General features: G+C 37.0%; 21 protein-coding genes and 1 tRNA gene. 10 read left to right on the forward strand and 12 right to left on the reverse strand.

Annotation, left to right across the window (positions count from 1 at the left end):
- Positions 1-246 precede the first annotated feature (246 nt).
- The 4 genes from rpsF to EI546_RS01260 all read left to right on the forward strand — a co-directional run bounded on the left by rpsF (position 247) and on the right by EI546_RS01260 (position 2,079).
- Positions 247-585 (forward strand): 30S ribosomal protein S6, encoded by a 339-nt coding sequence (gene rpsF, locus EI546_RS01245; RefSeq protein WP_128248838.1) that lies wholly within the window; start codon positions 247-249, stop codon positions 583-585.
- A 3-nt stretch (positions 586-588) separates the two neighbouring features.
- Entirely contained in the window at positions 589-885 is a 297-nt protein-coding gene (gene rpsR, locus EI546_RS01250) for a 30S ribosomal protein S18 (RefSeq protein ID WP_014783107.1), read from the forward strand.
- Between the two features lie 15 nt (positions 886-900).
- On the forward strand, positions 901-1,452 hold the full coding sequence (rplI, locus tag EI546_RS01255; RefSeq protein ID WP_128248839.1) for a 50S ribosomal protein L9: 552 nt from the start codon (positions 901-903) through the stop codon (positions 1,450-1,452).
- A gap of 153 nt (positions 1,453-1,605) precedes the next feature.
- Positions 1,606-2,079, forward strand: a complete 474-nt coding sequence (locus tag EI546_RS01260) for a DUF6495 family protein (protein ID WP_128248840.1) — start codon at positions 1,606-1,608, stop codon at positions 2,077-2,079.
- Between the two features lie 28 nt (positions 2,080-2,107).
- Here the strand turns inward: EI546_RS01260 and EI546_RS01265 are convergent, their stop codons facing one another.
- On the reverse strand, positions 2,108-2,806 hold the full coding sequence (locus tag EI546_RS01265; RefSeq protein ID WP_128248841.1) for a DUF3667 domain-containing protein: 699 nt from the start codon (positions 2,804-2,806) through the stop codon (positions 2,108-2,110).
- Positions 2,807-2,889: 83 nt separating this feature from the next.
- Complete coding sequence (locus EI546_RS01270; protein WP_128248842.1) at positions 2,890-4,131, reverse strand: ABC transporter permease; 1,242 nt, start codon at positions 4,129-4,131, stop codon at positions 2,890-2,892.
- A gap of 198 nt (positions 4,132-4,329) precedes the next feature.
- Between EI546_RS01270 and hisS the strand changes: the two genes are divergently transcribed.
- The gene (gene hisS, locus EI546_RS01275; protein ID WP_128248843.1) at positions 4,330-5,697 is read left to right on the forward strand and encodes a histidine--tRNA ligase; all 1,368 of its coding nucleotides are present in this window, start codon (positions 4,330-4,332) and stop codon (positions 5,695-5,697) included.
- 211 nt (positions 5,698-5,908) lie between these two features.
- Here hisS and galB read toward each other — a convergent pair whose 3' ends face one another.
- Complete coding sequence (gene galB / locus EI546_RS01280) at positions 5,909-8,428, reverse strand: beta-galactosidase GalB (RefSeq protein ID WP_128248844.1); 2,520 nt, start codon at positions 8,426-8,428, stop codon at positions 5,909-5,911.
- 457 nt (positions 8,429-8,885) lie between these two features.
- Here galB and pta point away from each other — a divergent pair, with 457 nt between their 5' ends.
- Both pta and EI546_RS01290 read left to right on the forward strand, forming a co-directional pair.
- Positions 8,886-10,994, forward strand: a complete 2,109-nt coding sequence (pta, locus tag EI546_RS01285; RefSeq protein WP_128248845.1) for a phosphate acetyltransferase — start codon at positions 8,886-8,888, stop codon at positions 10,992-10,994.
- Between the two features lie 73 nt (positions 10,995-11,067).
- Positions 11,068-12,252 (forward strand): acetate/propionate family kinase, encoded by a 1,185-nt coding sequence (locus tag EI546_RS01290; protein WP_128251502.1) that lies wholly within the window; start codon positions 11,068-11,070, stop codon positions 12,250-12,252.
- 163 nt (positions 12,253-12,415) lie between these two features.
- On the opposite strand, the gene EI546_RS01295 is transcribed toward EI546_RS01290, so the two are convergent.
- The 9 genes from EI546_RS01295 to EI546_RS01330 all read right to left on the reverse strand — a co-directional run bounded on the left by EI546_RS01295 (position 12,416) and on the right by EI546_RS01330 (position 22,697).
- Positions 12,416-13,510: a T9SS type A sorting domain-containing protein gene (locus tag EI546_RS01295; protein WP_128248846.1), complete on the reverse strand. Its 1,095-nt coding sequence runs from the start codon at positions 13,508-13,510 to the stop codon at positions 12,416-12,418.
- A gap of 157 nt (positions 13,511-13,667) precedes the next feature.
- The gene (locus tag EI546_RS16640) at positions 13,668-14,924 is read right to left on the reverse strand and encodes a T9SS type A sorting domain-containing protein (RefSeq protein WP_128248847.1); all 1,257 of its coding nucleotides are present in this window, start codon (positions 14,922-14,924) and stop codon (positions 13,668-13,670) included.
- 286 nt (positions 14,925-15,210) lie between these two features.
- Positions 15,211-15,351 (reverse strand): T9SS type A sorting domain-containing protein, encoded by a 141-nt coding sequence (locus EI546_RS16685; protein ID WP_128251503.1) that lies wholly within the window; start codon positions 15,349-15,351, stop codon positions 15,211-15,213.
- Positions 15,312-17,345, reverse strand: coding sequence for a LamG-like jellyroll fold domain-containing protein (locus EI546_RS01310; RefSeq protein WP_128248848.1), 2,034 nt, complete (start codon positions 17,343-17,345; stop codon positions 15,312-15,314). Before EI546_RS01310 ends, EI546_RS16685 begins: the two co-directional genes overlap by 40 nt.
- A gap of 177 nt (positions 17,346-17,522) precedes the next feature.
- A complete protein-coding gene (locus EI546_RS01315) occupies positions 17,523-18,239 on the reverse strand; it encodes a LytR/AlgR family response regulator transcription factor (protein ID WP_128248849.1) in 717 nt (238 codons plus the stop codon).
- 4 nt (positions 18,240-18,243) lie between these two features.
- A complete protein-coding gene (locus EI546_RS01320) occupies positions 18,244-21,210 on the reverse strand; it encodes a triple tyrosine motif-containing protein (RefSeq protein ID WP_128248850.1) in 2,967 nt (988 codons plus the stop codon).
- Between the two features lie 356 nt (positions 21,211-21,566).
- Positions 21,567-21,932 carry a hypothetical protein gene (locus EI546_RS16095; RefSeq protein WP_164905144.1) on the reverse strand — a complete coding sequence of 122 codons (366 nt, stop codon included), beginning with the start codon at positions 21,930-21,932 and terminating at the stop codon, positions 21,567-21,569.
- Positions 21,929-22,177, reverse strand: a complete 249-nt coding sequence (locus tag EI546_RS01325) for a hypothetical protein (RefSeq protein ID WP_128248851.1) — start codon at positions 22,175-22,177, stop codon at positions 21,929-21,931. The genes EI546_RS16095 and EI546_RS01325 overlap by 4 nt, the downstream gene beginning before the upstream one ends.
- A gap of 435 nt (positions 22,178-22,612) precedes the next feature.
- A tRNA-Ser gene (locus EI546_RS01330) sits at positions 22,613-22,697 on the reverse strand.
- 177 nt (positions 22,698-22,874) lie between these two features.
- Here EI546_RS01330 and EI546_RS01335 point away from each other — a divergent pair.
- The 3 genes from EI546_RS01335 (at position 22,875) to EI546_RS01345 (ending at position 25,670) form a co-directional block, all read left to right on the forward strand.
- Entirely contained in the window at positions 22,875-23,513 is a 639-nt protein-coding gene (locus EI546_RS01335; RefSeq protein WP_128248852.1) for an NAD(P)H-dependent oxidoreductase, read from the forward strand.
- Positions 23,514-23,688: 175 nt separating this feature from the next.
- On the forward strand, positions 23,689-24,192 hold the full coding sequence (locus EI546_RS01340) for a hypothetical protein (RefSeq protein WP_128248853.1): 504 nt from the start codon (positions 23,689-23,691) through the stop codon (positions 24,190-24,192).
- 284 nt (positions 24,193-24,476) lie between these two features.
- A complete protein-coding gene (locus tag EI546_RS01345; RefSeq protein WP_128248854.1) occupies positions 24,477-25,670 on the forward strand; it encodes a DegT/DnrJ/EryC1/StrS family aminotransferase in 1,194 nt (397 codons plus the stop codon).
- The last annotated feature ends 93 nt before the right edge of the window (positions 25,671-25,763 follow it).

Genomic DNA, 25,763 nt, shown 5'->3' on the forward strand with positions numbered 1-25,763 from the left:
ATTCTGGTAAATTTCTTTTTATATAAATCCAGTCTTTCCCTAGACATCGGGATTGATAATTTCAGCGTCCTCGTGTCAATGAAGCATTAGCCAAGTAGCAGGCGTTAGGGTTCTTTTATAATTAAAGGTTGTAATTTTTCCAAACTCAATTGAAAAATACGCTTGCTGATAACAAATAAAACACTACTTTTGCACCCTCTTGGCAGAAAGCCAGAAGTTTAATTATTAATTATTAATCGATTTTTTATGAATCATTACGAAACTGTTTTCATCTTAAATCCCGTTTTATCTGAAGATCAGGTAAAGGAGACAGTACAGAAATACGAAGATTTTCTTGTTTCAAAAGGTGCTAAGATGATATCCAAAGAAAATTGGGGGCTAAAAAAATTGGCATACCCAATCCAGAACAAAAAGAGTGGATTTTATCATCTTTTTGAGTACACCGTTGAAGGAGATACGGTAAATGAACTGGAAACTGAATTTAAAAGAGATGAACGTTTTATGCGTTATCTTACAGTAGCATTAGACAAGCACGCAATTGCTTGGGCCGAAAAAAGAAGAAACCGTACAAAAAAATCAGCGTAAACCATGGCAACACTTCAACAACAAGCAAAAGGAAAAAAAGACGGAGAGATCAGATATCTTACTCCCCTTAATATAGAAACAAACAAGACCAAGAAATACTGTATGTTCAAAAGGTCGGGCATTAAATATGTCGACTATAAGGACGCAGATTTCTTGTTGAGATTTGTTAACGAGCAGGGTAAAATTTTACCAAGAAGACTTACAGGAACTTCATTGAAGTACCAAAGAAAGGTGGCCGTTGCTGTAAAAAGAGCACGTCATTTGGCACTTATGCCTTACGTAGCCGATTTATTAAAATAAAAACCAGAACGTATTATGGAACTTATATTGAAAAAAGACGTAGAAAATCTGGGTTTTACAGATGATCTTGTTACCGTTAAAAATGGCTATGGCAGGAATTTCTTGATTCCTCAAGGTCACGCTGTTTTAGCCACCCCATCTGCCAAAAAAATGTTGGCAGAAACTTTAAAGCAACGTGCTTTTAAGGAGAAGAAAGTTGTCGATGAGGCTAAATCACAAGCTGATAAGCTTAATGGACTTGAAATTAAAATCACCGCAAAAACAGGTGAAGGCGATAAATTATTTGGTTCAGTTACCAATGCAGATCTTGCTGACGCTCTTGAAAAAGAAGGTGTATCTATCGACAAAAAATTCATCGCTATTGCTGGTGGTGTCGTAAAACGTGCTGGACAGTATGATGCTACCATCCGTTTTCACCGTGAGGTTATAAGCACCCTTACATTTGACGTAATACCTGAGGCAAAGCCAGAAGGTAAGCCAAAAGCTGAGTCAAAGCCTAAAGCTGAAGCTAAAGCAGAATCAAACGAAGAAGTTAAAGAAGAGGATAACTCCGAAAAAGCTGAATAATTATTTCTTATTAGAATATAGGAAGCCTTTCTCATTTCGGGGAAGGCTTTTTAGTTGGACGATAGATGTAAGATTTTAGACACTGGATTTTATTTCTCACCTCTCACTCCACTAAATCTCATATCTCATATCTCAAATGTCACATCTAACAATATGAAATACGCCAGATTAACAAAGGAACAATTTGAAGAACTTCACCAAGAGTTCATCAATTTTTTAGCTACGCAATCCATTACTGCGGACGAGTGGACCGAGTTGAAGAAGAATAATCCGGAAGCTGTAGAACAGGAATTGGATATTTTTAGCGACCTGATTTGGGAAGGAGTTTTAAATAACGTAAATTTTATAGAACATATTTCTCCCCAACAATTGATGTTATTTCGCATTTCCGAAACGCATATGGATCTAATCGCCATAAAAATCGATAGCCCTGAAATTGATATCACCAGTGAATATGGCTATAAATGGTTGCAGCAAAATATCCAGAATGATTCCGTAAATCTTTACACCTCTACAAAAGCCATTACCGAGGATAGAAACAAAGATATATTTCTGTTGATACAACAAGGGGGACATATTACCAAGGGCGAACTTTTCACCTACTTTAGCGATCTTCTTGAGGATTGATTAGGCTGAAAAAGTGTTAAGGCCCAACTTATTGCTTCATATTGATCAAGAAATAGGTTGGCATACCGGTTATCAAGATAAAGAGGATGCTGTTCAATAAAGCCATTCCCAAAATCCGCCACCATTTCCGTTCAAATACTCTTGCAATCCATAAGCAATAACAAAATATAAACATCAGTTGAAGAAAATCTGATACATAAAAATATTTCAGTAAGGAAGAGAGGACTAAGAATATTAAAGTTATAATGCTAAATATGTATGCATTTAACGCTAAGTGTTCAAACAGGTTTTTATTTTTTCTTAAGTAGGTAATCATTGTCGATAGAATAAAGAAGAAGAGAAATAAAGCCGTTATAAAAAACTGGACTCCCAGCCAAGGAACACTTTCGATCTCGAAATTGATACCGAGAAAAGTATTTTCAAAGAAATATAGATAAAGAGCTATCAATAGAGTGGTAAATAGCAACATCCGGTTGGGTGAAAAGTAGAAATTGCGAAACCCATTCCAATAATTTTCAACTACAAAACGAGGGCGAAGCAATAGATGTTTATAGTTTAACCCATAGGATTTGTGTAATGCAAAAAAAGCATCTACAAAATCAGAAAAAAATCCCGCAGCTGTAAGTCTTTTTGGATCGAAAAATTGGCCACATTCTGGACAATAATTCTTTTCAATCCGTGAACCACAGTTAGAACATGAAACCGCTTTGTATTCTTGGTTGTTCATTCAATAAACATAACAATAAATTCCGAAAGGTAACTAAGCACTAAGGAATTTGTTGCTTGTTGATTGTTATTTGGATTTTACTTCTATTCGTGCCTCAAACTCTCAATAGGATCCAATCTAGCGGCTTTAGCTGCAGGATAAGAACCTGCAATTACCGCAACAATAAAGGTGATAATTGTTGCCCAAATCATCGCTGCCCAGGGCAGGCTAAAGTCGAATTCAAAAATCTTGGCAAAGGCAAAACCGGTTAATATCCCTAAAATAATCCCCAAAATACTCCCGAATTGCCCAATGACAATGGTTTCAATAAAAAATTGGGTGGAAATTGTTGCACGCTTAGCGCCAAGAGCCTTTCTTACCCCGATTTCCTGAGTTCTTTCAGTAACCGATACCAGCATAATATTCATTAGGGCAATAGAGGAACCCAGGATAGTAATAATACTAATAATCCAAGCCGCGATATTTAGATAGACGGTGATGGAAGCGATGCGGTTAATAAGATCGTCACTGCGTTCTACACCAAAATTGTTGGCTTCTACAGGATTTAGACCGCGTATATTTCTAAATGTAATAATAGCATCATCCTGCGCTGCCTCCATCATCTCCTTGTTCTGCACTTTTACGCTTATGTTATAGTTGATGTTTGGTTGGGTATAAATACCGCGTGCAACCTGTATTGGGATAATCATTTTTAAATCCTGATTGTTTCCAAAGCTAGAGCCTTTTGATTCCAAAACCCCAATAACTTTAAATTGAACACCCCTGATACTTACTGTTTTATGAATGGGGTCCTCATTTTTAAATAAACCTTTGGTAAAATCGGAACCCAGAATGCAGACTTTATTATTGTTTTCTATGTCAAAAATGGTAAAGTTGCGCCCGCGAGCAATCTCGGTTCCCGTATTTTCAAGATAATGTTCGTTCACTCCATAAACCTGAACCTCTGGATCTGTTTTTTCGGAACCGTACTTTACTTCTGCCACCGAAGTCCCAGTAAATGAAACCGAAGTTTTTGTCAACGGAAAATTATACTTATTCAGGAATTCACGGATGTTGTTATAACTGATAACCGGATTTATTTTTTCCCTTTCGCCACTACCTCTGGTTTGGATAGCAAATTCGTATCGTTGAATGGTAAAGGTATTGGCCCCCATAGACGCAAAATTGCTGGAAATGGTGTTTTCCAAAGCGGTAACCGCACTTAGAATTCCTACCAAGGCCCAAATCCCAATTCCTATAATTACAATGGTAAGAATAGTTCGAAGAAGCTGACCTTTAATGGAATCTAGGGCAATACGAACATTTTCGCGAAAGAGTGAAAACATATTTTCAGTTTGTGTTATCCATAGGACGATAAAACTTCGATAAAGTTACTATTATTTAGGATATTTGCGGTTTTTACAAGTTATGCGTTATGAGTTACGAGTTACGAGCTACGAGCTATGAGTTATGAATGAATGCACACACTCTCTATTCTCTTTTCGCTTCTCTTTTTTCTCTTTTAAATACCTAATATCCAAAAAATGAAACCATCCATTCCAAAAGGCACCCGCGATTTTAGTCCAGAAGAAGTAGCCCGTCGTAATTATATTTTTGATAGCATTAAGAGAAATTTTGCTCTGTATGGGTTTCAGCCTATTGAAACTCCTTCTTTTGAAAATAGTGATACACTGATGGGGAAATATGGGGAGGAAGGAGATCGGTTGATTTTTAAAATATTGAACAGTGGGGATTATTTATCTAAGGTTGATGCCACTCTTTATTCTGAAAAGGATAGCCAGAAAATTACTTCTAAGATTTCTGAGAAAGCCCTTCGTTACGATCTTACCGTACCCTTTGCTCGATATGTGGTACAGCACCAAAACGAAATAACCTTTCCTTTTAAGCGTTATCAAATCCAACCAGTTTGGAGAGCGGATAGACCTCAAAAAGGTAGGTTTCGTGAATTTTACCAGTGTGATGCAGATGTTGTAGGTTCCAAATCCTTGTGGCAGGAAGTTGAGTTTATACAACTGTACGACGCGGTATTTAGCGAACTCGGATTGAAAGGCGTAATCATTAAAATCAATAACCGCAAAATATTAGCGGGTATCGCCGAAACCATTGGTGCCGAAGATAAGTTGATTGATTTCACCGTTGCTTTAGATAAGCTCGATAAAATAGGAGAGGAGGGCGTAAAAAGGGAAATGCGCGAAAAGGGAATTCCTGAAGAGGCGTTGACCAAATTGCAACCTCTCTTTTCAATGAAGGGAACTGCGCTTAAGCAATTGGAAAGTTTGAAGCAACTGTTGAATAATTCAAAAATTGGAATTCAGGGTGTGGAGGAGCTCGAATTTATTTCCAAAACCATTGAGGCTTTAGGTCTGCAAACTTCTTTCTTCCAAATTGATGTAACCCTTGCCCGTGGCTTGAATTATTATACCGGAGCCATTATCGAAGTTTCAGCTCCGGAGGAAGTAAATATGGGAAGTATTGGCGGTGGTGGTCGATACGATGATCTAACAGGAATTTTCGGTCTAAAAGATATGAGCGGAATGGGAATCTCTTTTGGACTGGACCGAATTTATTTGGTTCTGGACGAATTGAATCTTTTTCCAGAAACCGTTTCAGAAAATAGCAAAGCACTCTTTATCAATTTTGGAGAAAACGAAGCCCTCTATGCAATGACCGCCATTAAAAACCTACGCCAAAAAGGAATTGCGGTGGAAATGTATCCTGATTCCGCAAAGATGGGCAAACAAATGGGCTATGCCGATAAACGAAATATTCCGTTTACTATTCTGGCTGGGGAATCCGAAATGAAAGGACAAATCTTCACATTAAAGAATATGAAAACTGGGGAGCAACAAAGTCTTGATTTCGAAGGGTTGAAAAATGCGCTTAAAAATTAAAGAGAAGATTCTTTGAATTAACGATCTTCTTTTTTTAAATATTCCAGAAGGAAGATAGATTACTCTAACCTGGCCTATTCATTTTATAAAAACTATAATGTCAGGGCTTTTCAGATTTCGTCTTTCCCTATAGCTTACGGAAGTTGTTCTAGAAGCGTAGCGGTATTGGATTTTTCCCGAAAAATTGTTTTGTAGGTTGTTGTGATAATTTCTATTTTCTCACCTGAATCTCGATACGACTATCTTTTAATCCTTTACTTTGGGCTTTTAATTTAATTGTTCCCGCCTGCTTTGTGCTTCTAATAATCACTAGACACTTCCCATTAAAAGCACTGTGCTTCTTTGCGATAAAAGGTTCATGGCTCGTTGGGTCGCCATTGCCCACTGCAATAATTTCTCCCGGACCTTCAATCTCAAAATTTATTATATTGTCAGATTTGGGAACAAGCTGATTATCCTTATCTTCAATATTTACGGTTACGAATACCAAGTCTTTCCCATCGGCAATTATCTTTTTTCTATCTGCTACCAGACTTATTTTAGAAGCTTCTGCAGTTGTTTTCACTATATCTTCCGCCCAAGCTTTTCCGTTTTTCCATACCTTAACTTTTAATTCGCCCGGCTTATAAACTACTTCATCCCACATTATACGGTATTCAAATTCACCTTTTTTCTTTTTTCCAAGAGATTTTCCGTTGAGAAATAATTCCGCTTCATTGCCCGAAGTATATACGTGAACCGGAACATTTTTTCCAATTCGTTCAGACCAGTTCCAATGGGGTAGAATATGTGCCATTGGAAAATCAGGTCGCCATCTTGCTTGGTAAAGGTAAAAACGGTCTTTTTTAAATCCGCACAAATCCATTATCCCGAAATAGCTGCTTCGCGAAGGTACAACCATTACTTTTAGCTCGTCCAAATGTTTTTTCAAGGCAGCTTTTTGCGCGGGATCTTTATAGTATAATAAGTTGGTAATATCACTATTATACGGAGTGGGTTCCCCCAAATAATCAAATCCCGTCCACACGTATTCTCCCATTATCCGTGGATATTGGTCGTGTAACTTAAACTGCATATCCGCGGTGGAACCCCATCCGGGATATTGTGTATCGTATGAAGACATTTGGAAAATCCCGAAACCTGGTAAATTATCATTTGCAGGGCCAAATTCTACCGGGAAGAAATACTCACCTCTAGAACTTAAACAGGACGATGTTTCATTGGCAATAAACGGAACCTCGTTTAATTCGGGAGTTTTAAAGAATTTTTCATAACTGCCCTGGTTATAATTATATCCAAAGACATCAAGCGCATCCGAAAATCCGTTATACGCCGTATCTCCCCAATCACAGCCAGCCGTAACTGGGCGCGTGGGATCTGTCATTCGAACTATATTTGCTAATTTTTTGGCCAGTTCAGGGTTTCCTTGGTCTGGGACTTCATTACCGATGCTCCACATAAATACCGAAGGATGGTTTCTATCCCTTAGAACCATTGCCCTCAGATCTTCAACATGCCAAGTATCGAAATTGATATGATAATCATTTTCCATTTTCCCTTTTTGCCAAGTATCAAAAGCTTCTACTTGTACTAGAATTCCCATTTTATCACAAAGATCCAAGACCTCAGGCGCAGGTGGATTATGGCTCGTTCTAATAGAATTGCAGCCCATTTCTTTAAGGATTTCCAATTGACGTTCCGCTGCTCTTGTATTAAAACTGGCTCCCAAAGGACCTAAATCGTGATGCAAACAAACACCTTTGATCTCTACTGTTTTGCCATTTAATAAAAATCCCTCATTTGCCGTGAAATCGAGAGTTCTAAAGCCGAAGGAAGTTATTTCTTCATGAACCAATTCGTCTGCTTCATAGATGTAAGTACGTGCTTGGTAAAGATTTGGATTCTCAGTATCCCATAATAAAGGTTTTTCGACCACAATCCCCAATCCTATGGTTTTTTCGGATTGTGCCGAGAGTGAACTTGAAAGCGTTTTTGAAGTTGCTACTTCCTTTTTATCCGAATTATAGATGACAGTTTTTAGTTTAATATTTGAGTTTTTATTTCCACTATTCTTAAGAGTAACTTGTATGTCAACCGTGGCTTCTCCTTCCGTAATCTTTGGAGTGGTTATGTAGGTGCCCCAATGATCAATATGTACTTGGTTCGTTTTGGTCAACCATACATTTCTGTAGATACCAGCGCCTGGATACCATCGGGAATCGAACTTTTCCGTGTCAAGTCTAACTGCAATGACATTATCTTTTCCAAAATCAACATAAGGAGTGAGATTAAATCTAAAGGTAGTATAACCATAAGGCCATTCGCCTACAAATTTACCGTTAAGCCATACCTGGGCATTTGCCATTGCTCCATCAAAGTCAATAAACAGTTGCTTTTCTTTATCGTTTTCCGAGACATTAAAATGTTTTCGATACCAACCAATTCCTTTCCAAGGGAGCAACCCCGTATTGTTTTCCAGATCATTCCTAAAAGGTCCTTCAATACTCCAATCGTGGGGTAGATTTAAACTTCTCCAATTATTATCATTATATGCTTTAGCTTCCAAACCCTTGGGCTCCGCGAGGACCTTTCCCGGTTCTTCAGGATGTGGACCAAATCGTTCAAATTTCCAGTCGTTATTAAAGTTCTCTCTTGAAAAAGAGGTAGATTTTTCTTGGGAAAATAGTATCAGACTTTGAAATGCAAATAGTAAAATAAGGAGGTTTCTCATTGGATAAGGGGGCTAAGATAGGTCGTAAATGCATTGGCTAATATAAAGACTGTAGTAAGAATGGCGAACGATTTTTTTGATTTTTACGGAACCTCGATTTTAGACTTCATTACGTAACCGCACTTTTCCACTTATGGACTATATTTTAAGGAAATTTTGTTCTTTTAGGTACTCCCACAACCTTATCTGTCCTATTTTTGTGTGTGATTAAAATCATTGTAAATAATAGTACTTAGAATTAACATTGTACTATAATCCAACTAAATGATATTTTTAGGAATTGAAATAAAACGATCAAAATTTCACTTTTTATTAGAATACTTCTTCAATTCCCGAAAGATTCTACTTCCCAAATTTTTTGGTCATAATACCTTAAAAAATTATTTAAAAAGAATTTTGGTCCAGAATAGGGAACCAAACTTCAATAAAAACATTCGGTAAATCTAAACTCATAAGCATGACAAAAAGACAAAGCAACAAAGCCATTTATATCGCCACCACAGAACCGAATAGCGGCAAGTCTATTGTATCCTTGGGCCTTATGGAATTACTGTTGGGCAGAGTTGCAAAGGTGGGTTATTTTAGGCCTATCATTGACGATTTGGCCGAGGGTGGAATTGATAATCATATCAACACCATGATTTCCAATTTCAATCTGGATTTAAAGCCCTTTGAAGCTTACGCCTTTACTCGAAAAGAAGTAATTCATAAAAATAACGAGGGAAGAAAGGATGAGATTATAGGAAAGATCATTGAAAAATATAAATACCTAGAAGATCGCTTTGATTTTATTTTGGTTGAAGGCACTAGTTTTTCAGGAGAAGGTTCCATTATTGAATGGGATATCAACGTATTGATTGCAAAAAACCTAGGAATTCCAGCAATTCTTATTGCAAGTGGCATTGGTAAAACCCTGGACGATCTAGTAGGACATTTGCTTATGGCTTCCGATTCTTTTAACGATAAGCACGTGGAAGTACTTGCCGTAATTGCGAATAAGGTGCAGCCTGAAAACGTGAAGTTGGTAATTGATGGATTGAAAAACGATTTACCTAAAAAGGTCCTTGTTTATGCCATTCCCATAAATCCTATTTTGGCAAATCCATCTATAAAGGAAATTGTGGATGCATTGGATGGCGAGGTTCTTTTTGGCAGGTCCAATTTGGACAATCAGGCGGGACACTTTAGTGTGGGCGCCATGCAACTTCCCAACTATTTAAATTATTTGGAAGAAAAGAGTTTGGTTATAACTCCTGGTGACCGTGCAGACATTATACTTGGAGCGTTACAAGCGAATATTTCATTGAATTATCCATCAATTTCAGGTATCGTTTTAACCGCAGGATTAATGCCTGGCGAATCCGTTATTAAGCTTATTGAAGGTCTTTCGGATATTGTGCCGATTATTTCCGTTCAAGGGGGAACCTTCGGGGTTACCAATGCAATCGGAAATATAAAATCCCAGATTTATGCCAAGAACACACATAAGATAAATATTTCCATAAACGACTTTAGAAAATACATAGAAGAAGATGCTTTGGTGGATCGTATAATTACTTTCGAAACCAATGGTATTACTCCTAGAATGTTTCAGTACAATCTATTGAAAAAAGCTAGGGCAAATAAAAAACATATTGTTTTGGCCGAAGGGCTGGACGAGCGAATCCTCAAAGCGACCAAAGAGCTGATCGATTTGGATGCTGTTAATATTACCTTACTCGGAAACAGGGAAGAGATTGAAGATAAGATTATTGCTTTGGATATAGAACTGGATTTGGATAAAATCAACATTATTGAACCTGTTGAATCCGGTTACTTTATGGATTATGCGGAAACCTTGTTCGAAATCCGAAAAAATAAAAATATCAACCTCGCAATGGCGAAGGATTTGATGGAAGACGTTTCTTACTTCGGAACTATGATGGTATTAAAAGGTGATGCCGACGGAATGGTTTCGGGAGCTGTACATACTACGCAGCATACAATAAGACCAGCACTTCAACTTATTAAAACAAAACCTGGATTCTCTATAGTTTCCTCTGTATTTTTTATGTGTTTGGAGGATCGTGTTTCCATTTATGGCGATTGCGCAATTAATCCGAATCCTACTGCAGAACAATTGGCTGAGATTGCCATTTCATCTGCGGGAACCAGTCTGGCTTTTGGTATTGAGCCTAAAATTGCCATGTTGTCTTACTCTTCTGGAAGTTCGGGAGTAGGTGAGGATGTGGAAAGGGTTAGAAAAGCTACGGAAATAGTACGAGACAAAAGACCAGAATTAAAAGTTGCAGGTCCCATTCAATACGATGCCGCTGTAGATATTCTCGTAGGGAAATCCAAAATGCCAGATTCGGAAGTAGCCGGACAAGCCAGTGTTTTGATTTTCCCTGATCTAAATACGGGTAACAACACTTATAAAGCGGTACAGAGAGAAACAAAAGCCTTGGCTATCGGACCGGTTATTCAAGGTCTAAATAAACCCGTAAACGATTTAAGTCGCGGTTGTACCGTTGAGGATATTGTTAATACGGTTATCGTAACGGCTATACAAGCACAGGATTCATAAGCGTCTTTTTAATTCATTTTAAATAATTTCATTAACACTGGAACGCTGTTCGCCTTCCATAAGTAAAAATATGATGAACATATTAGTAATAAACTCAGGAAGTTCTTCCATAAAATTCCAATTGATCCAAATGCCTTCGGAGGAAGTGATCTGTAGTGGGATGGTTGAGCGGGTAGGGCACCCTGATGCTGTTTTAAAGTATAAAACTTCTTCTGTAAATATAAATCAAACGCTTAATATTGACACTCATGCGGATGGTTTAAAAGAAATTGTAGAGCTTCTTCTAGATCCTGAAAAAGGAGTTATTCGTGATACAAGTGAAATAGCAGTGGTTGGTCATCGCGTGGTCCACGGTGGAAATGCTTTTTCCAATATTACTTTTATTAATGACGAAGTAAAGAAGGAAATTCAAAAAGATGCGGATCTGGCACCACTTCACAATCCTCCCAATCTTGAAGGAATTCTGGTGGCCGAAAAACTTTTTCCACTTGCAAAACAGGTTGCTGTATTTGACACCGCTTTTCATCAAACAATTCCGCTTAAAGCAAAAAAATATGCCCTTCCCAATGAATTGCATGATGAAGGAATTCAAGTGTATGGATTTCATGGTATAAGCCATAAATATGTTTCCGAAAAAGCGATTGATTATTTGAGACTTACAAAATCTAAGATAATTACGATCCATTTAGGAAATGGTTGTAGTATGACTGCGGTTTTAAATGGCGAGAGCGTGGACCACAGCATGGGTTTTGGAACTACTACCGGATTAATTATGGGTACCCGAAGTGGAGATATTGACCATTCCATTATTTTTTATCTGGTAAATTCACAAGGGTATAATTTGGATGATGTAAATAATCTGATTACCAAAAAGAGTGGAATGCTAGGACTTACCGGCCATAGCGATTTAAGGGATATTGAGGCAGAAGCAGAGAAAGGGAACGAAGACTGCCTTCTTGCTTTGCACATGAATGCATATCGTATTAAAAAGTATATCGGCAGTTTTGCCGCTGTAATGAATGGAGTGGATGCTATTGTGTTCACTGGCGGAATTGGAGAAAATTCTACATTTCTCAGAAATTTAGTTTGTTCCGATTTGGAATATTTAAATATCCATTTAGCTGAAGACAAAAATGCAATGCGTTTGGATGAGATTCGTGAAATAAATACTTCTCATTCCAAAACCAAAGTGCTAATAGTTCCCACAAGAGAAGAATTGGAAATTGCCAAGCAAGCCTTTCGGCTGATAAGCAATTAATTTATTCGTTTTTTTATCGGACTCAAAACCCTGAAGTTTCATTGCAGTATTTTTGATGCAATAAAATTTAATGCTGAAAATTTTACCACGAATGCACTAATATGTTTTAAAAAAAATCATGTATTCGTAGTAATCCATTCTCGCTAACTTTGATTTTTCTCTTCTATTTTTTTATTATCCGGATCATTTCATTTTCAAACTGCAGGTAATAAATTCCCGCAGCAAGGTTAGAAAAATCTATCTGTTTATTATTTGGCGTTATTTCTCCAGAAAATAATTGTTGGCCCAAAGTGGAAAAGACATTAAAATGAACCGGTTGTGAAATGTTTATTGTTACAAAATCCTGAGTAGGATTGGGAAAGACGCTAATATTTATAGCGTTTTCAGCTATTCCTACCAGTTCACACTCAAAACTTGATTCAACTTTTGAAGCAGTTGGCGGGTTAACCAAGAGCTCATCTGTCAAGAGTGGGCAATAACAATCATTATCTTCTACATAAAGTTTAAGCCAAGAAAGGGCAATCTTACCTAGATTTCCATTTGCTCCAGTAGGTGAGTTGGCTACGGAATGGTCTCCGTTTTTAACTTCAAAAAGTAATTTGTTCGTGGTATTGGGAGTAACGTTATAATGAATATTTGCGTGCTGTGCCGGCGGTGCAGTGGGATCATTCTGACCACTAAATATTAAAACCGGACTGTCGTGATTTAAAATGGGGTTTGGTAACCACGGACACAAAGCAACAACTCCCTTAATCGTATTATCCAGAACCGCTGCACGCTGAGCGCCACCTCCACCCATAGACCATCCACTTACAGTAAACTTTTCAGTATCAATTTTATTTTCCAAAGGAGATGTAGGTCGTACATTTTCTTGTCGCAGGGTTTCAAGTGCATCGATAAGTGCCATCGCTCGGGTTTCTGGGAAATCGAAAAGAGAATTGGTTCCAATAATAATGGTTACAATTCCGTGCGAAGCGTAAAAAGGTCCCCAATCTGAAACACTTATGGGTAAAGCGGTAAATCCCGGAATGATGGCGATACTCGCAAACGGACCTGTAGCATTTGTAGGGTAATAAACGGTAGCTCCCAAATAAGCAGGGCCATTTCTAATTCCGTCTGCTTCAGTAAGTGTTGCAACCTCATACGGTCCCGGATTGGTTATACTCTCCACGGTGATCCCTTCGCATTGAGCGAATATTTTAGGTGGAGCAAATATTGTAGCTATAAATAAAAGCACAAATACGTAAAGATTCTTCATAGCAAATGAGAGTTAAGGTAAAAATAGGGGGGTAGTTTAATTTCCATTTGGTGTTGTATAAAGTTGAAAAATAGCACTTTCCTACTTTTAATGAAAATTAAATTTGCGCGTTCCTTTTAAAATTTTGAAATATATATTCCTGAATTTATAGTTCAGATTAGTTTTTTATCATTTTTTCTATGTAAAAAATATTATCCCAAGCTATTTTTATCAAATATAAGCCCTTGCTTAAGCTTGAAATATCCATTGTGAAATCTGAAACATTTTCCACCGATTGGTTAAATACCGTTTTCCCGGAAAGATTTAAAATAATGATCTGAATATTCTTATAATTCTTTTTAAGCTTTAAATTCAAAATATTATGCGCAGGGTTTGGATAAATACTAAATGATTCCTGATTGAAGATTTGCTTATTTAAAGTTTGTATTTCCACCGTTTTGATCTTGGTATCAGATTTCCCACATTTACCGATTGTCTGAGAAACGGTGTATATCCCATTTTCAAAATAGGTGTGAGTGGGGTTTACCTCAGTTGAGGTATTCCCATCACCAAATTCCCAAAAAATCGTATCAAAGTCGGTGCTGGTATTAGTGAAAGAAACTGTTCCTCCATTTATGGTTTCAGAGAAATCTGCAATAGGTTTTTGCGTGAAATCCCAAGTGGAAATTACATCGTAAACAATGTTTTTTGCAGCCATTTTGATGAGATTGGCGTCCGGTTCATTTAAAGTTGAATTCCAAGGAATTGAAGTTGGGTCTTTTTTATAGATCATCGCATAAAAAGCACAGGCCACCGCATATGACCCCGCCATCGAAGGGTGGGATTCATCTGGCGAATACAAATTTATGCTCGGATGGTTTTCTCTAATATATCTCCAAACAGCTCCTGCTGGCGCAAGTTCCGCGTCATTGCTATCGGACATAAAGATGTAGGTTGCTCTAATCACATCATCCATTCCTTCATAAGTGCAGACCCAAGGCAAATCCGCACAATTTACAGGATCGCCGTTTTCCCTTCCCCAAGTCATATAAAATAGAGGTTGTGAACACTCATTATTGGTCCGAATGGCATTGCTCAAAGATTCCGCATACGGATAAACTTCTGCCTGCATTTGTGCTTCACTCAATGAGGTTTCCTGGCTTTGGGCTTGTAATACAACGTAATCCCAATTGTTGGAGTTTATTTTAGCCAATGTTGTCGGATCGGAAGCATGGTTCATAAACCGATAACCGCCGGGAGAATTGGAGTCATAAATAAGCTCGTCACCAGTACTGTTGGCCATATTGCTCACCATTAATGGTAGATTATTGACGGCCGTGTAACTATTGCCGATAAATAGTACTTTTTTAGTGCTTTGACCTTGAACGGAGAATATTGCTAGGGCGAGGGAAAGTAAAAGAAGAAATTGTTTCATGAGGATTTGGTACTTCGACTACGCCTGCCTGCCAAGGCACGACAGGCTGGCTCAGTATGACAAGTTTGAGATTTGGGATTCGGAATTGAAATAGGTGTTTTTATAATTATGGATTTCAAATATAATGCAAAACAATTTCTTATAGTAGCAAGATATTTCGTAGGACTTAAGATTGAATTCCGAAATCAATTTTTAGAAGATGAAACCGTGATTACAAAAATGCCAAATAAAAAACTGCCGATCCATTACAGATCGACAGTTTCTCCTCCCCATTAATAACTATAAATTACTCCTTGATAATCTTCTTAGTCGTGCGAACCTGGTTTTTAGATTCGATATTTAGGAAATATATTCCATTTAGAGTTTCTTTTATTTTATGGCTTATTTTTATTCCTGATATAAGGCTTGTATCTCGGACTCGGTCAATACCCTGTTAAATAATCTAATATCGTCAATATACCCTTGATAATAATATGGCCATGGACCGCTATCCCCATTATTGTAAATAATATGCTTTCCCATTATGAGTTGAAAATCGTTTGATACTACAAAATCATTTCTCCATTGAATATTATCGGCAAGTTGACTATTTACCCAAAACATTTTTTTACCGGAAGCTTTATCGTAAACGCAAGTTATGTGTTGCCATTGATTTTCAACCGCAGTTTCGGAGCCTAAACTTCCATAATCTCCGTATTCATAACACGTAGAAAAGTTGTTTATAAAAATAGAGAATGAACCAGGATCAATGTCGCGACCTTTTCCTATCACCAATTGCTGTCGAGTTATATCCTTTGCATATTGCCAATAACTTATAGAGAACGAGGAGTTGAAATTAAAATCTTCAGAACTCCCAAAATTGATATGGTCTCCATTTCCATTAAAACTATATGCCTGATTCGGGTGGCCATGTCTATCTGCTGTTAATGATGCCCCATATACTGTTCCGTTATTTCCATTCCCACTTTCATCATTTGCGTTTCCATTAAAAGGATAATAAGCAACCAAACCTTCGGAAGGGATGGGTAAATTACTATTGGAGATGTTCAAATATTCTGAAACTAAATTGATAAAATCCGCGGTTTCAGTAATCCTTGTATGCGCCATATAATGATTGATATTTATTTGGGTTGGTAAATCCCTGCTATTATTATTTGCGATCCCCAATGCACTTGTTTGAGAAACAACTCCATCATCGTCTCCTTCCAATATCCAACTACCTGGCCAACAAGACCCGTTTCCAATCACTACGCCATAAAGATGACAAGGTGCATTGATTGCGGAAATAGCGTAATAAGGGACGGGTGACTCCTGATTGTTCTCCAGATTTTGAATAAAATTTGAGCTTGGTTCTAGATCTTGAATTCCTTGAGTATAATCATTGTAGAATTTTAAGCTGAGAGGGTTATCATATGCTATTAGGTAACCTAATAAGTATCGAGCAACAGCGAGAGGTGATCCTTTATGAGGTGAGCCTAATGTAATCAAATTATTTACTTGAATATCTGCGTTGTGATTCTCAATTGCGGATCGTGATACCAAACCACCCATACTGTGTCCAATTAAATCAACTTTAATTCCCGAAAATTTGGAATTTATCAACTCGGCAAGTTTTTGTCCATTTTGATCAATATTAATAGAAGAGTCATAACCGAAAGTCATAATTCTGGTATAATTAAAATTAGTTTTATTCTTGAACTCTGGGATAAATGATTTCCAGGTATCTGGAGTACTGAATAATCCATGAACAAAGACAGCTATTTTGTCGTTTGGGCTTATATTTCCTACTTCATTATAGGTAACCGTGCCATCATTTAGAAAGACCACTTCTTTCAATCCCATTTGATTGACAGGAGGTTTAGTTAAATGCTTAATCCCGATTATTGTTAAAAATCCAACGACACCAGACCTCTTACCATCTTCTGGCCCCATTCCCTTATTTTGGGCTGGATTATATTCCGAAAAATAATTTAAAACATCTAATTTTAATTTGATTCTATTGTTATTGATAGAATAAAATAAGGGAAGATAAGTTTCTCCGTTAAACACGAAATACGAGACTTCGTCACTCGTAGAAAAATCCGTAGGAATTTTAAAATCAATATATGCGGCCTTGTTAAGGCTATCTAATGGAATAGAAATGGAAAACGGATAGCCTATAACCGAAACATAAGAATTTGGAACGTTTTGTGGTTCCTCTCCTGTGTATCCTAAACGTACCTCTATCTCCTGATTTACGGCCCCTTGAGGAAATTCGATATTAATATTATTAGGGCCATTTATTTTACCCCCTTCAGGCCCAATTATTCCGGTAACTATTTCTTGAATTGGTGTCTCTGATTTTTCACTTTCATCATCGTCACTACATCCAAAGATTAATATACTGGCAAATAAAACGAGAAAAAGTCTAAGTTTTTTCATGTTGATTTATTTAATTTGTTTTGTTTTAAGAGTCCCAAGGTGGATACATAAGTTAAATAAGTATGGAAATATAGCGTAGGGAAATCAATAATTGCCAGTGAAATAGGAGAAAAAGGGTGAACAGTGTAGTATACTTAGGAAACAGCTATAAGAAAAGAGTAGAAGGAAAAGCTTTTCTCAATAATCCAATAAAATACGCCGTGCATTATCGAGATAACTATTACCAATTGGTAACTCCAACTCGTTATTCGTTCTCTTATCCTTAAAATTTAGTCTTACGATCTTCGTCCTTGTATTGATCATTTGCACAAGATTTCGATTGACAATATAAGATTTGTGAATCCGTAAAAAGGTAGAAGGTAAAGAGACTTCCAAATTTTTGAGTGTGCGGGAAACAATCATTGGATTTTCATCCATTCTATAAATAATACAATAATTGTTGCTTGATTTAATATACTGGATTGTGCTCAGGTCGATGAAAAAGTGACCCTTCGAGTTTTTGATGGTAATATGGTCTTGGAGTTCAAGAACCCTGTTTTCAAACTTATACAAGGCCTTGGAAAGCTCATCGGGATCGATGGGTTTGTCCAGAAAATATAGAGCATCATTATTGGTAGCTTCCTTGCCGTATTTATCAAAATCGGTTGTCATGATGAAAAATGGAAAATCAGTGGCATTTTTCCGTATTTCTTTGATAAGATCAAAACCAATTTCATCACCCAACTGTACATCAAGAAATATAAGATGAGGTTTTGCAGTAAGAGCCAACGAAATTCCTTGCGACAGCGTAGATGCAGTTCCCACTTCTGAAAAACCATTGTAAGACTTCAGTGCTATCCGTAAGTTTTCTATGCAACTTGGGTTGTCCTCGACAATAATGTAATTGTAATCCATAAAATCATTCGTATTTATAATTCTTCGGTATTCTTACTTCCACTTTCGTCCCCTTTGTTTTATCGATAATTTCGAAAGTAGCGGAGTCAGGATTTTTTTTATTTAGAATCTCAAAAAGATTTTGATAGGTTGAGGTTCCAATCCCACTATCGGAGAGAGTGTCCGGATTTCTTCCTTTTCCGGTGTCATCGACAATCAGAGAGATAAACTGATTTTCTTCGGTTAGGATTATGTTTATATTTCCACCGTTTATATTGTTCTTGATACCGTGTTTGACAGCGTTTTCTGCTAGATTTTTTAGCATCAATCTTGGAATGGAAGCGCTTTGATCTTCAATTTTATTTTCTATGAAATATTCAAAAGGAACAGATAAGGTATTCTTTTTTAAACTTAAGTAATCTTCAACTTGTTGCACTTGATTTTTTATGCTCTCTGTCATAGAACTGTTGTTCAAACTCGCTTTGGTTATGTTTAGGAGCTTCAACATTTTTCGGTACGCATTTGGAGCATTTTCCTGGATCTCGGGAGAAATACTTGCCAATAAATTTTTTATTTCATGCGGATCGAGTTGTTTATTTAAGTTGGAAAGTTCCATTTTGTTCAGGTCCTGTTGCAAGGAGAGCAATCTGTTTTGTGTCTCTAACCCGATCTGTTTTTTCTGAAAATAATTTTTAATGAAATTGAAAAAGATAAAAAGGATTAAAACTCCTATCAACACCTTGAACCAAAGGGTTTCATAAAAATAGGCTCCGATGGTAACAGGATTGCTAAGTGCGGATTTTGTCCAGTTTTTGCCATCAATACTGGCTTGGATTTCAAATTGATAATTTCCAGGCGAGAGGTTTCTGTAGGTAATGTCATTAGAATTGTCAATAATCTCCCACTTATCATTTAACCCGACCAACCTTGTTTTATATTTCACAATATCGCGGTTCATTACTAAGGGCGTTGCAAACTGGAAAATGAGCTCCCGATGTGCTTTGTCAATTTCAATTACCTCTTCTTCATTACTGGGAGAGAGTTGTTGAGGTTTGTTTTCGATATTTAATAATATCCCAAAAATAGAAGGGCAGGGCAGGGCTTGGTCCTGAATTAACTTTTCGGGATAAAATTTGACCAGTTTTCCATTCATTGGCCACCATACGGCGCCATCCTCGTCTTCAAAAAAGTTATTTTGTCCACCTTCATCATTGGCAAAATATTGCACCAATTCATACCGATAAAATTCGATTTCGTCCTTTTGATGGTAGCGATCCAAATTGAATATAATCAGCTCATCGACTGTGCCGATAAGAAGCCACTTTTTTTTATATACCTTTAAATCTGAAATCCAAGGAAGGGGAAAGCCAAAATCGACTTCTTTCAGGGATTTATCCGTCTTCATTTCAAAAAGTCCATTTTTACTTCCTATCCAATTGCTTCCATACGAGTCTAAACAGAGACTATAACCTTTGGTTTTTTCTAAAATTAGTGCACGCCATTCATTATTTTCCTGTATCAACATTCCGCTGCTTCCCATTGCGATTAAATTGCCATCTTTATCAAAATCGATATCCAGCACACTATTTATTCCGGAATAGGGAAGTTTTAGAAGTTCCTCTGCCTTCTTTTTTTCTTCATCCAAACGATATATTCCTATATAGCTGGAAAAATACAGATCTTTGGTAATGGGATGGATCGCAGAAGAAAAAACATCCTTATTATATCCTAAATCAACCACATGGCTTTCATTCTTCTCATCGATATATAAAATTGAACTCATATGCGGAATAAACACTCCGTTTTTTGGGGTTTTTGTTGAACCAAAAACTGCGACATTACTGTTTTTAAATAAATTTTCAGTTTTTACCTTCTTCGTTCTTTTAAAATCCTTTTCCGTTTTGAACAGTCCAAAGTCATAACTTGAAAAATAATAGTCATCATCTTTTCTCGTCATAGACCATATTTCATCATTCCCATTTTCGGTGAGATTTAAACTCATAGTTTGGATATCAACGCTGGGAAAAAGATAGAGAGCACTTTCGGAACAGACCCAAAAACGTTGTTGACGGTCAATAAATATGTTTCCACACAACTTGGCCAAATCTCCAAAATCATAAACTTGATTTGAAGTATTGATAAAATGTAGATGATTGTTTTTAGCTTTTTTAAAGTAGCCTTCGCTTTTAAAGGTTTTGTCCAAATTAAAATCGGCCAAATCATTTTTTGAATATTCTACCGCTCTTTGGTTTTTGTCGATTTTATAATCGTTTATTTGATAATCGTACTGATACTGTCGATCTTCCGATATGTAATAACTCCGACTAAAGGGCTCCGCTAATGGGGGTAAATCTTGTTTTTCAACTAGATGAAAGTCATTGTTGCCATCAACCTTATAGAGTTCTAAATTCTTCTTTTTCTCTTCGGTTTCTACAAGCAATAAAATATTATTTTCTTTGGTTTTCTCCACAGATGCATAAAATGGGAAGAACTGTGATTTTACCTTTTTGAAAGTTTTCGCATCGTAGAAATCTAAAATAGTAGTATGGCTATTTCGAGGATGCTTTATAATGATGAAATATTTGTTATGGAAGTTATGGACACCTGAAACAGCGTATCTAGCTATATCATTTTCTATTTTTTCAATGACTCTATTCTTATATATGATATCAATACTGCCTCTAGAATCCCTTGTTAGAATACGATAATCCCCAATTTCAATTATTTGTTCAATTTGATGGCGTGCCCGATTGTCTTGATCCTTAAAACTATAGAATGAATGTCCGTCAAATCTTGAAATTCCCGCATAGGTTCCAATCCAGATATAGCCCTTGGAATCTTCGAAAACCGATTTTGTTTTACTACTTGGCAAGCCATCTTTCTTGCCAAATTTTTGAAAGTTTACAGAACTCTCAAGAGAATACGTATCTGGTTGAGCCCCTAGGCTTGATAGTTGTAAAAATAAAAAGAGGAGACAGCAAATTCTATTCATTCCGACCTTGGCCGTTTTTAAATCAGACTATTTAGACTTGTTTATCAATAATACGAAATTTTAATGGTAAAAGTGAGGATTTGAGAGACATCTTCGGGATAGGATTAACACCAATTGTTAAATCAGCTTAATGTATTAATTATTTCACTAATGATAACTGAGAAGAAGCTTTTAAAGAATTTTTTTGGATCGTATATTAAAGTATCACCGGTGCGAGCCATAACGCTCACCTTATAGTAAATCTATTTTGAAATTATGAAAACAGCTATAAATTTCGAAATACCTGAGGGATATCCAACACGCTGATACCGAAAATACCTAAAGATCTATACTGGTTCATTCTTGAAATAAGAATTCTATTCCATTTTCTGCAAAGAATAAAACACAACCCCGCCCAAAAAATAGCAAACTACATCCCAGACATCTCCTGTATAGCGATGGGATTGTTGGGGAAGATAGTATTCAAAAAAAACTGAAAATAGGGCTACTAAACTCAGAACTGTAAATAAATTCAGGCGAAGACTGTAATCATTTCTTATAAGCCAAACCACATTTAAACACACTGTAGCCACTATTGGAATAGCTAAGAAATCATTTAAATAATGAAAAACCCAATTGGAAGGGATCCCTGAAAAGTATTTCCAACTTTGGATGCATAAAAACAGCACTAGAGAAAGAAGTACATAAAGATGTAAAATCCTTAATGGAATTCTTCGTATCATATAAATAACAGGGAAATTAACCAAGCTATAAAGCCTCCGACTATCATTACGATCATCCAAACGGTATGGAGAATATAATAGGAACCTTTAACCAGCCAAAAACGATTTGTTTTCCAACGTTCGGCAAATGATTTTTCAAAACTCGTATCAGTTTTACGAAGCTCGTCGTTCTTAGGTTTTTCTGATCTATCATCTAGTTTTCCAGAAAACTTTTTATTACTTAAAAAAGCGGCATTACTTTCCAAAACATTTTTTTTCTACTGCAACATCTCGTGCAAAATTCACTCGGCAAGAATACAAATTATATCCGACGAAAAGGAATTTTATGTAATTCGATAAATCGACCTTTACTACTATTTATAAATCCTTCAGCAAACTTTGCCAATTTGAAAACCCAATCCTAATAACATATCAAAAAAACACCCAATTCAAATAGAATTAGGTGTAATTTTGGGTGTCAAACTCATAACTAACTGATTATCAGTTGACATTTCGGAGGAAGAGGGATTAATTTCATTGATCCCAAGAGGTAATCCTGGACAAGCATAGAAACCCACGCCACTTCAGAAAAAGAAGTGGCTAGTTTTTTATTTGTCTCCGCTCCTTTCAGGCTGAAATAGCTTGAATCGCTGCGCCAAATAAAAAACCCACGATTAAAAAAAATCGTGGGTTTCCTTTTGCGGAGAAAGAGGGATTCGAACCCCCGGAGGTGTGACCCTCAACAGTTTTCAAGACTGCCGCAATCGACCACTCTGCCATTTCTCCAGTGGTATGCGTTCTTAAGCTTTTGCTTAGGGATTGCAAATATAAAAAGCTTTTTCAATTTCGGAACTCTTTTTTTGTTTTTTACCATTTTTTGTTGAAATTTTTCTGGAACACAAGGAGTTTATCGGTTGCACCTTTTTATCACTACTTTTGTAGATATAGATTAAGCAATTTTAAATGGCCTCCAATACAATAAAAAAATTACAGTGGCGCTACGCCACAAAACGATTTGACGCTACCAAAAAACTTTCGGAAGGGAAACTCGATATTTTAAAACAGACGTTTAACCTCACCGCAACCTCATTTGGTTTGCAGCCCCTAAAAATGGTGGTGGTCTCCAATCCATCCATAAAGGAAAAGTTGATGTCATTCACTTTTAACCAACCGCAGGTTCGAGATGCTTCCCACGTTTTGGTTTTATGTATTGAAAAGGAAATTGACGCCAATTTTATTGTCGACCATTTTAAGAGGGTGGAGGATACCAGAAATACCTCCCGAGAGATTTTGGAGCCTTATGAAAAGGATCTTGTAAGTTCCTTTTCAGAAAAACATGCGCTCGAAATCCGCCAATGGATGGTGAACCAGTTATACTTGACCCTCGGAGCTTTACTGACGGTTTGCGCTATTGAAAATATCGATTCCTGCCCCATGGAAGGTTTCGAACCCGAAAATTACGACAAACTGCTTGGGCTCGCTGAGAAGGGATTGAAATCGGTTATAGTTTTACCTGTTGGATATCGGGATGAAACGGATTTTTTCAGCAACCTTAAAAAAGTCCGTCGAGGGGTGGAAGAGCTTGTCATAAAATTTGATTAGACTGACATAATTTCCAATCAGTAATCTTCTAGTCTTCAAAATGTTAAAAATTACTTATTATTCCCATCGGTATTCTCGTTTCTTTATTATAAATTAAAAAATGGTATTTTTTTTGTTGAAAATCTTCTGGCTTTTTGGAGTAAGAAAACTTAAGTAATAATTTAAATTTTTAGAAATGAAAAGGATAGTCTTAACCTTTGCCATTGCTTTTAGTTTAACAAGTTGCAATGCCCAAGAAAAAAAGAAGGGAACGGAAAACCAATCCGCGATGAACAATGAGACGGAAACTCAAGTAGAACCTCGTGGGACATGGAGAGTGAACAAAGAGGTGGACGAGAACGGAAATTTGATCCGTTATGATTCTATTTATACCTATTCCTACGGAAACATTAACGGAAAGGAAATACAGCCACAAGACATGGACAGTGCCCTAACGTCCTTCCGAAAATATATGCGGGAAAGAATGCCCAGTTCATTTTCACAGGATTTCTTGGCTCCGTTTGAAAGTGATTCCCTTGGAAATGGTCTCTTTGAGAAAGGTTATTTCGAAAACCATTGGGAGGATTTTTTCCCTGATATGCAGAAACAATTGAAGCAAATGGATTCGCTGCACCAGCAATTTTTCCAGAATGCCCAACCGGGCTTATTTCCGCCTGAGGATAAAATGAAGAAATCTTAATGCTTAAATGAAATGAGGTCCCGATTATTAGGAATCCAAAACAGAATTTGAAAACCTTGACGAGAGTTGAGGTTTTTTTTATGCGAGTTGCTTTTTGTTGAATGGCCCAAGGCTTATCTTTGGAAATCGAAAACGAAATCGAAATCGAAAACGAAATCGAAGAAAATGAAACTTGTGGGCGAAGTGGCAGATCGAAAATGAAGACTGTCAGATAACGTCAAGATCAGAGCGAACAACCAACTTTAGCCAAGTCTGAAATACAATAAACATTATTCAATAAAAATATGCCTGGATTTGAAATTTTTGGCGACGAGGAGCGCAAAGAAGTAAACGAAGTATTGGAAACAGGAGTTTTGATGCGCTATGGCTTCGACGGAATGCGGAATAAACATTGGAAAGCAAAGGAATTTGAAACCGCTTTTGCCAAACGTATGGATGTTGATCATTGCCAGTTGGTGTCCAGTGGTACCGCAGCGTTAACCGTAGCATTGGCTTCCGCTGGTATCGGCGCGGGCGATGAGGTTATTATGCCAACTTTCACTTTTGTTGCAAGTTTTGAATCCATTTTGGCTTTGGGCGCAGTTCCTATTTTGGTAGATATTGATGATACGCTGACCCTGAATCCAAAAGCTGTGGAGGCGGCAATTACGGATAAGACCAAATGTGTGATGCCTGTGCATATGTGCGGTTCAATGGCAGATTTAAAAGCATTGAAAGCAATTTGCGACCAAAACAACCTGATTCTTTTAGAGGATGCCTGTCAGGCACTCGGTGGAACTTACGAAGGAAAATCTCTTGGCAGTTATGGAGACCTGGGTTGCTTTTCATTTGATTATGTAAAAACAATTACCTGTGGTGAAGGAGGAGCAGTTATTACCAATAATACAAAATTCGCTCAAAACGCGGACCACTATCAGGATCATGGTCACGATCACGTGGGCAAGGATAGGGGAGCGGAAGACCATCCATTTTTAGGGTACAATTTCCGTATTTCGGAATTGAACGCCGCGGTAGGTTTGGCACAACTCAACAAACTGGATAATATTTTAGAAATTCAGAAGAAAAATTATACCATACTTCGCAATGCTTTGGAAACAATTGAGGGAGTATCCTTTAGACGCGTTCCTCAAGGTGGGGTCGAAAATTATTCATTTTTGAATTTCTTTCTTCCCACTGAAGAATTGGCCAAAAAAGTCCATAAAGCATTGTCGGAACAAGGAGTGGATTCGTGTTTCTATTGGTACACCAATAATTGGCATTATATAAATGGTTGGCATCATTTAAAGAATAAGAAAAGTTTGGGACCGCTTTCATCTGAGATTCGAAACCAAATGCAGGATTTAAACAATACCGACTTTTCAAAAAGTGACGCTGTTATGGGAAGAACTATTTCTTCTCTAATAAAAATTGGTTGGACGGAAGAGCAAGTAAAGGAAAGAGCGCAGAAAATGCACAATGCGATTGTTTCGGTTTTGTAATTTTTTTCCAAAAAAATGTTAGGAATGTTAAGTTGAGTCTTTCCGAGATGCTCGGGATAAGCCAAGACCGAAACTTTGGGAGAAAACTAATTT

The sequence above is a fragment of the Aequorivita sp. H23M31 genome (genome assembly GCF_004022485.1).
Taxonomy (GTDB): Bacteria; Bacteroidota; Bacteroidia; order Flavobacteriales; family Flavobacteriaceae; genus Aequorivita; species Aequorivita ciconiae.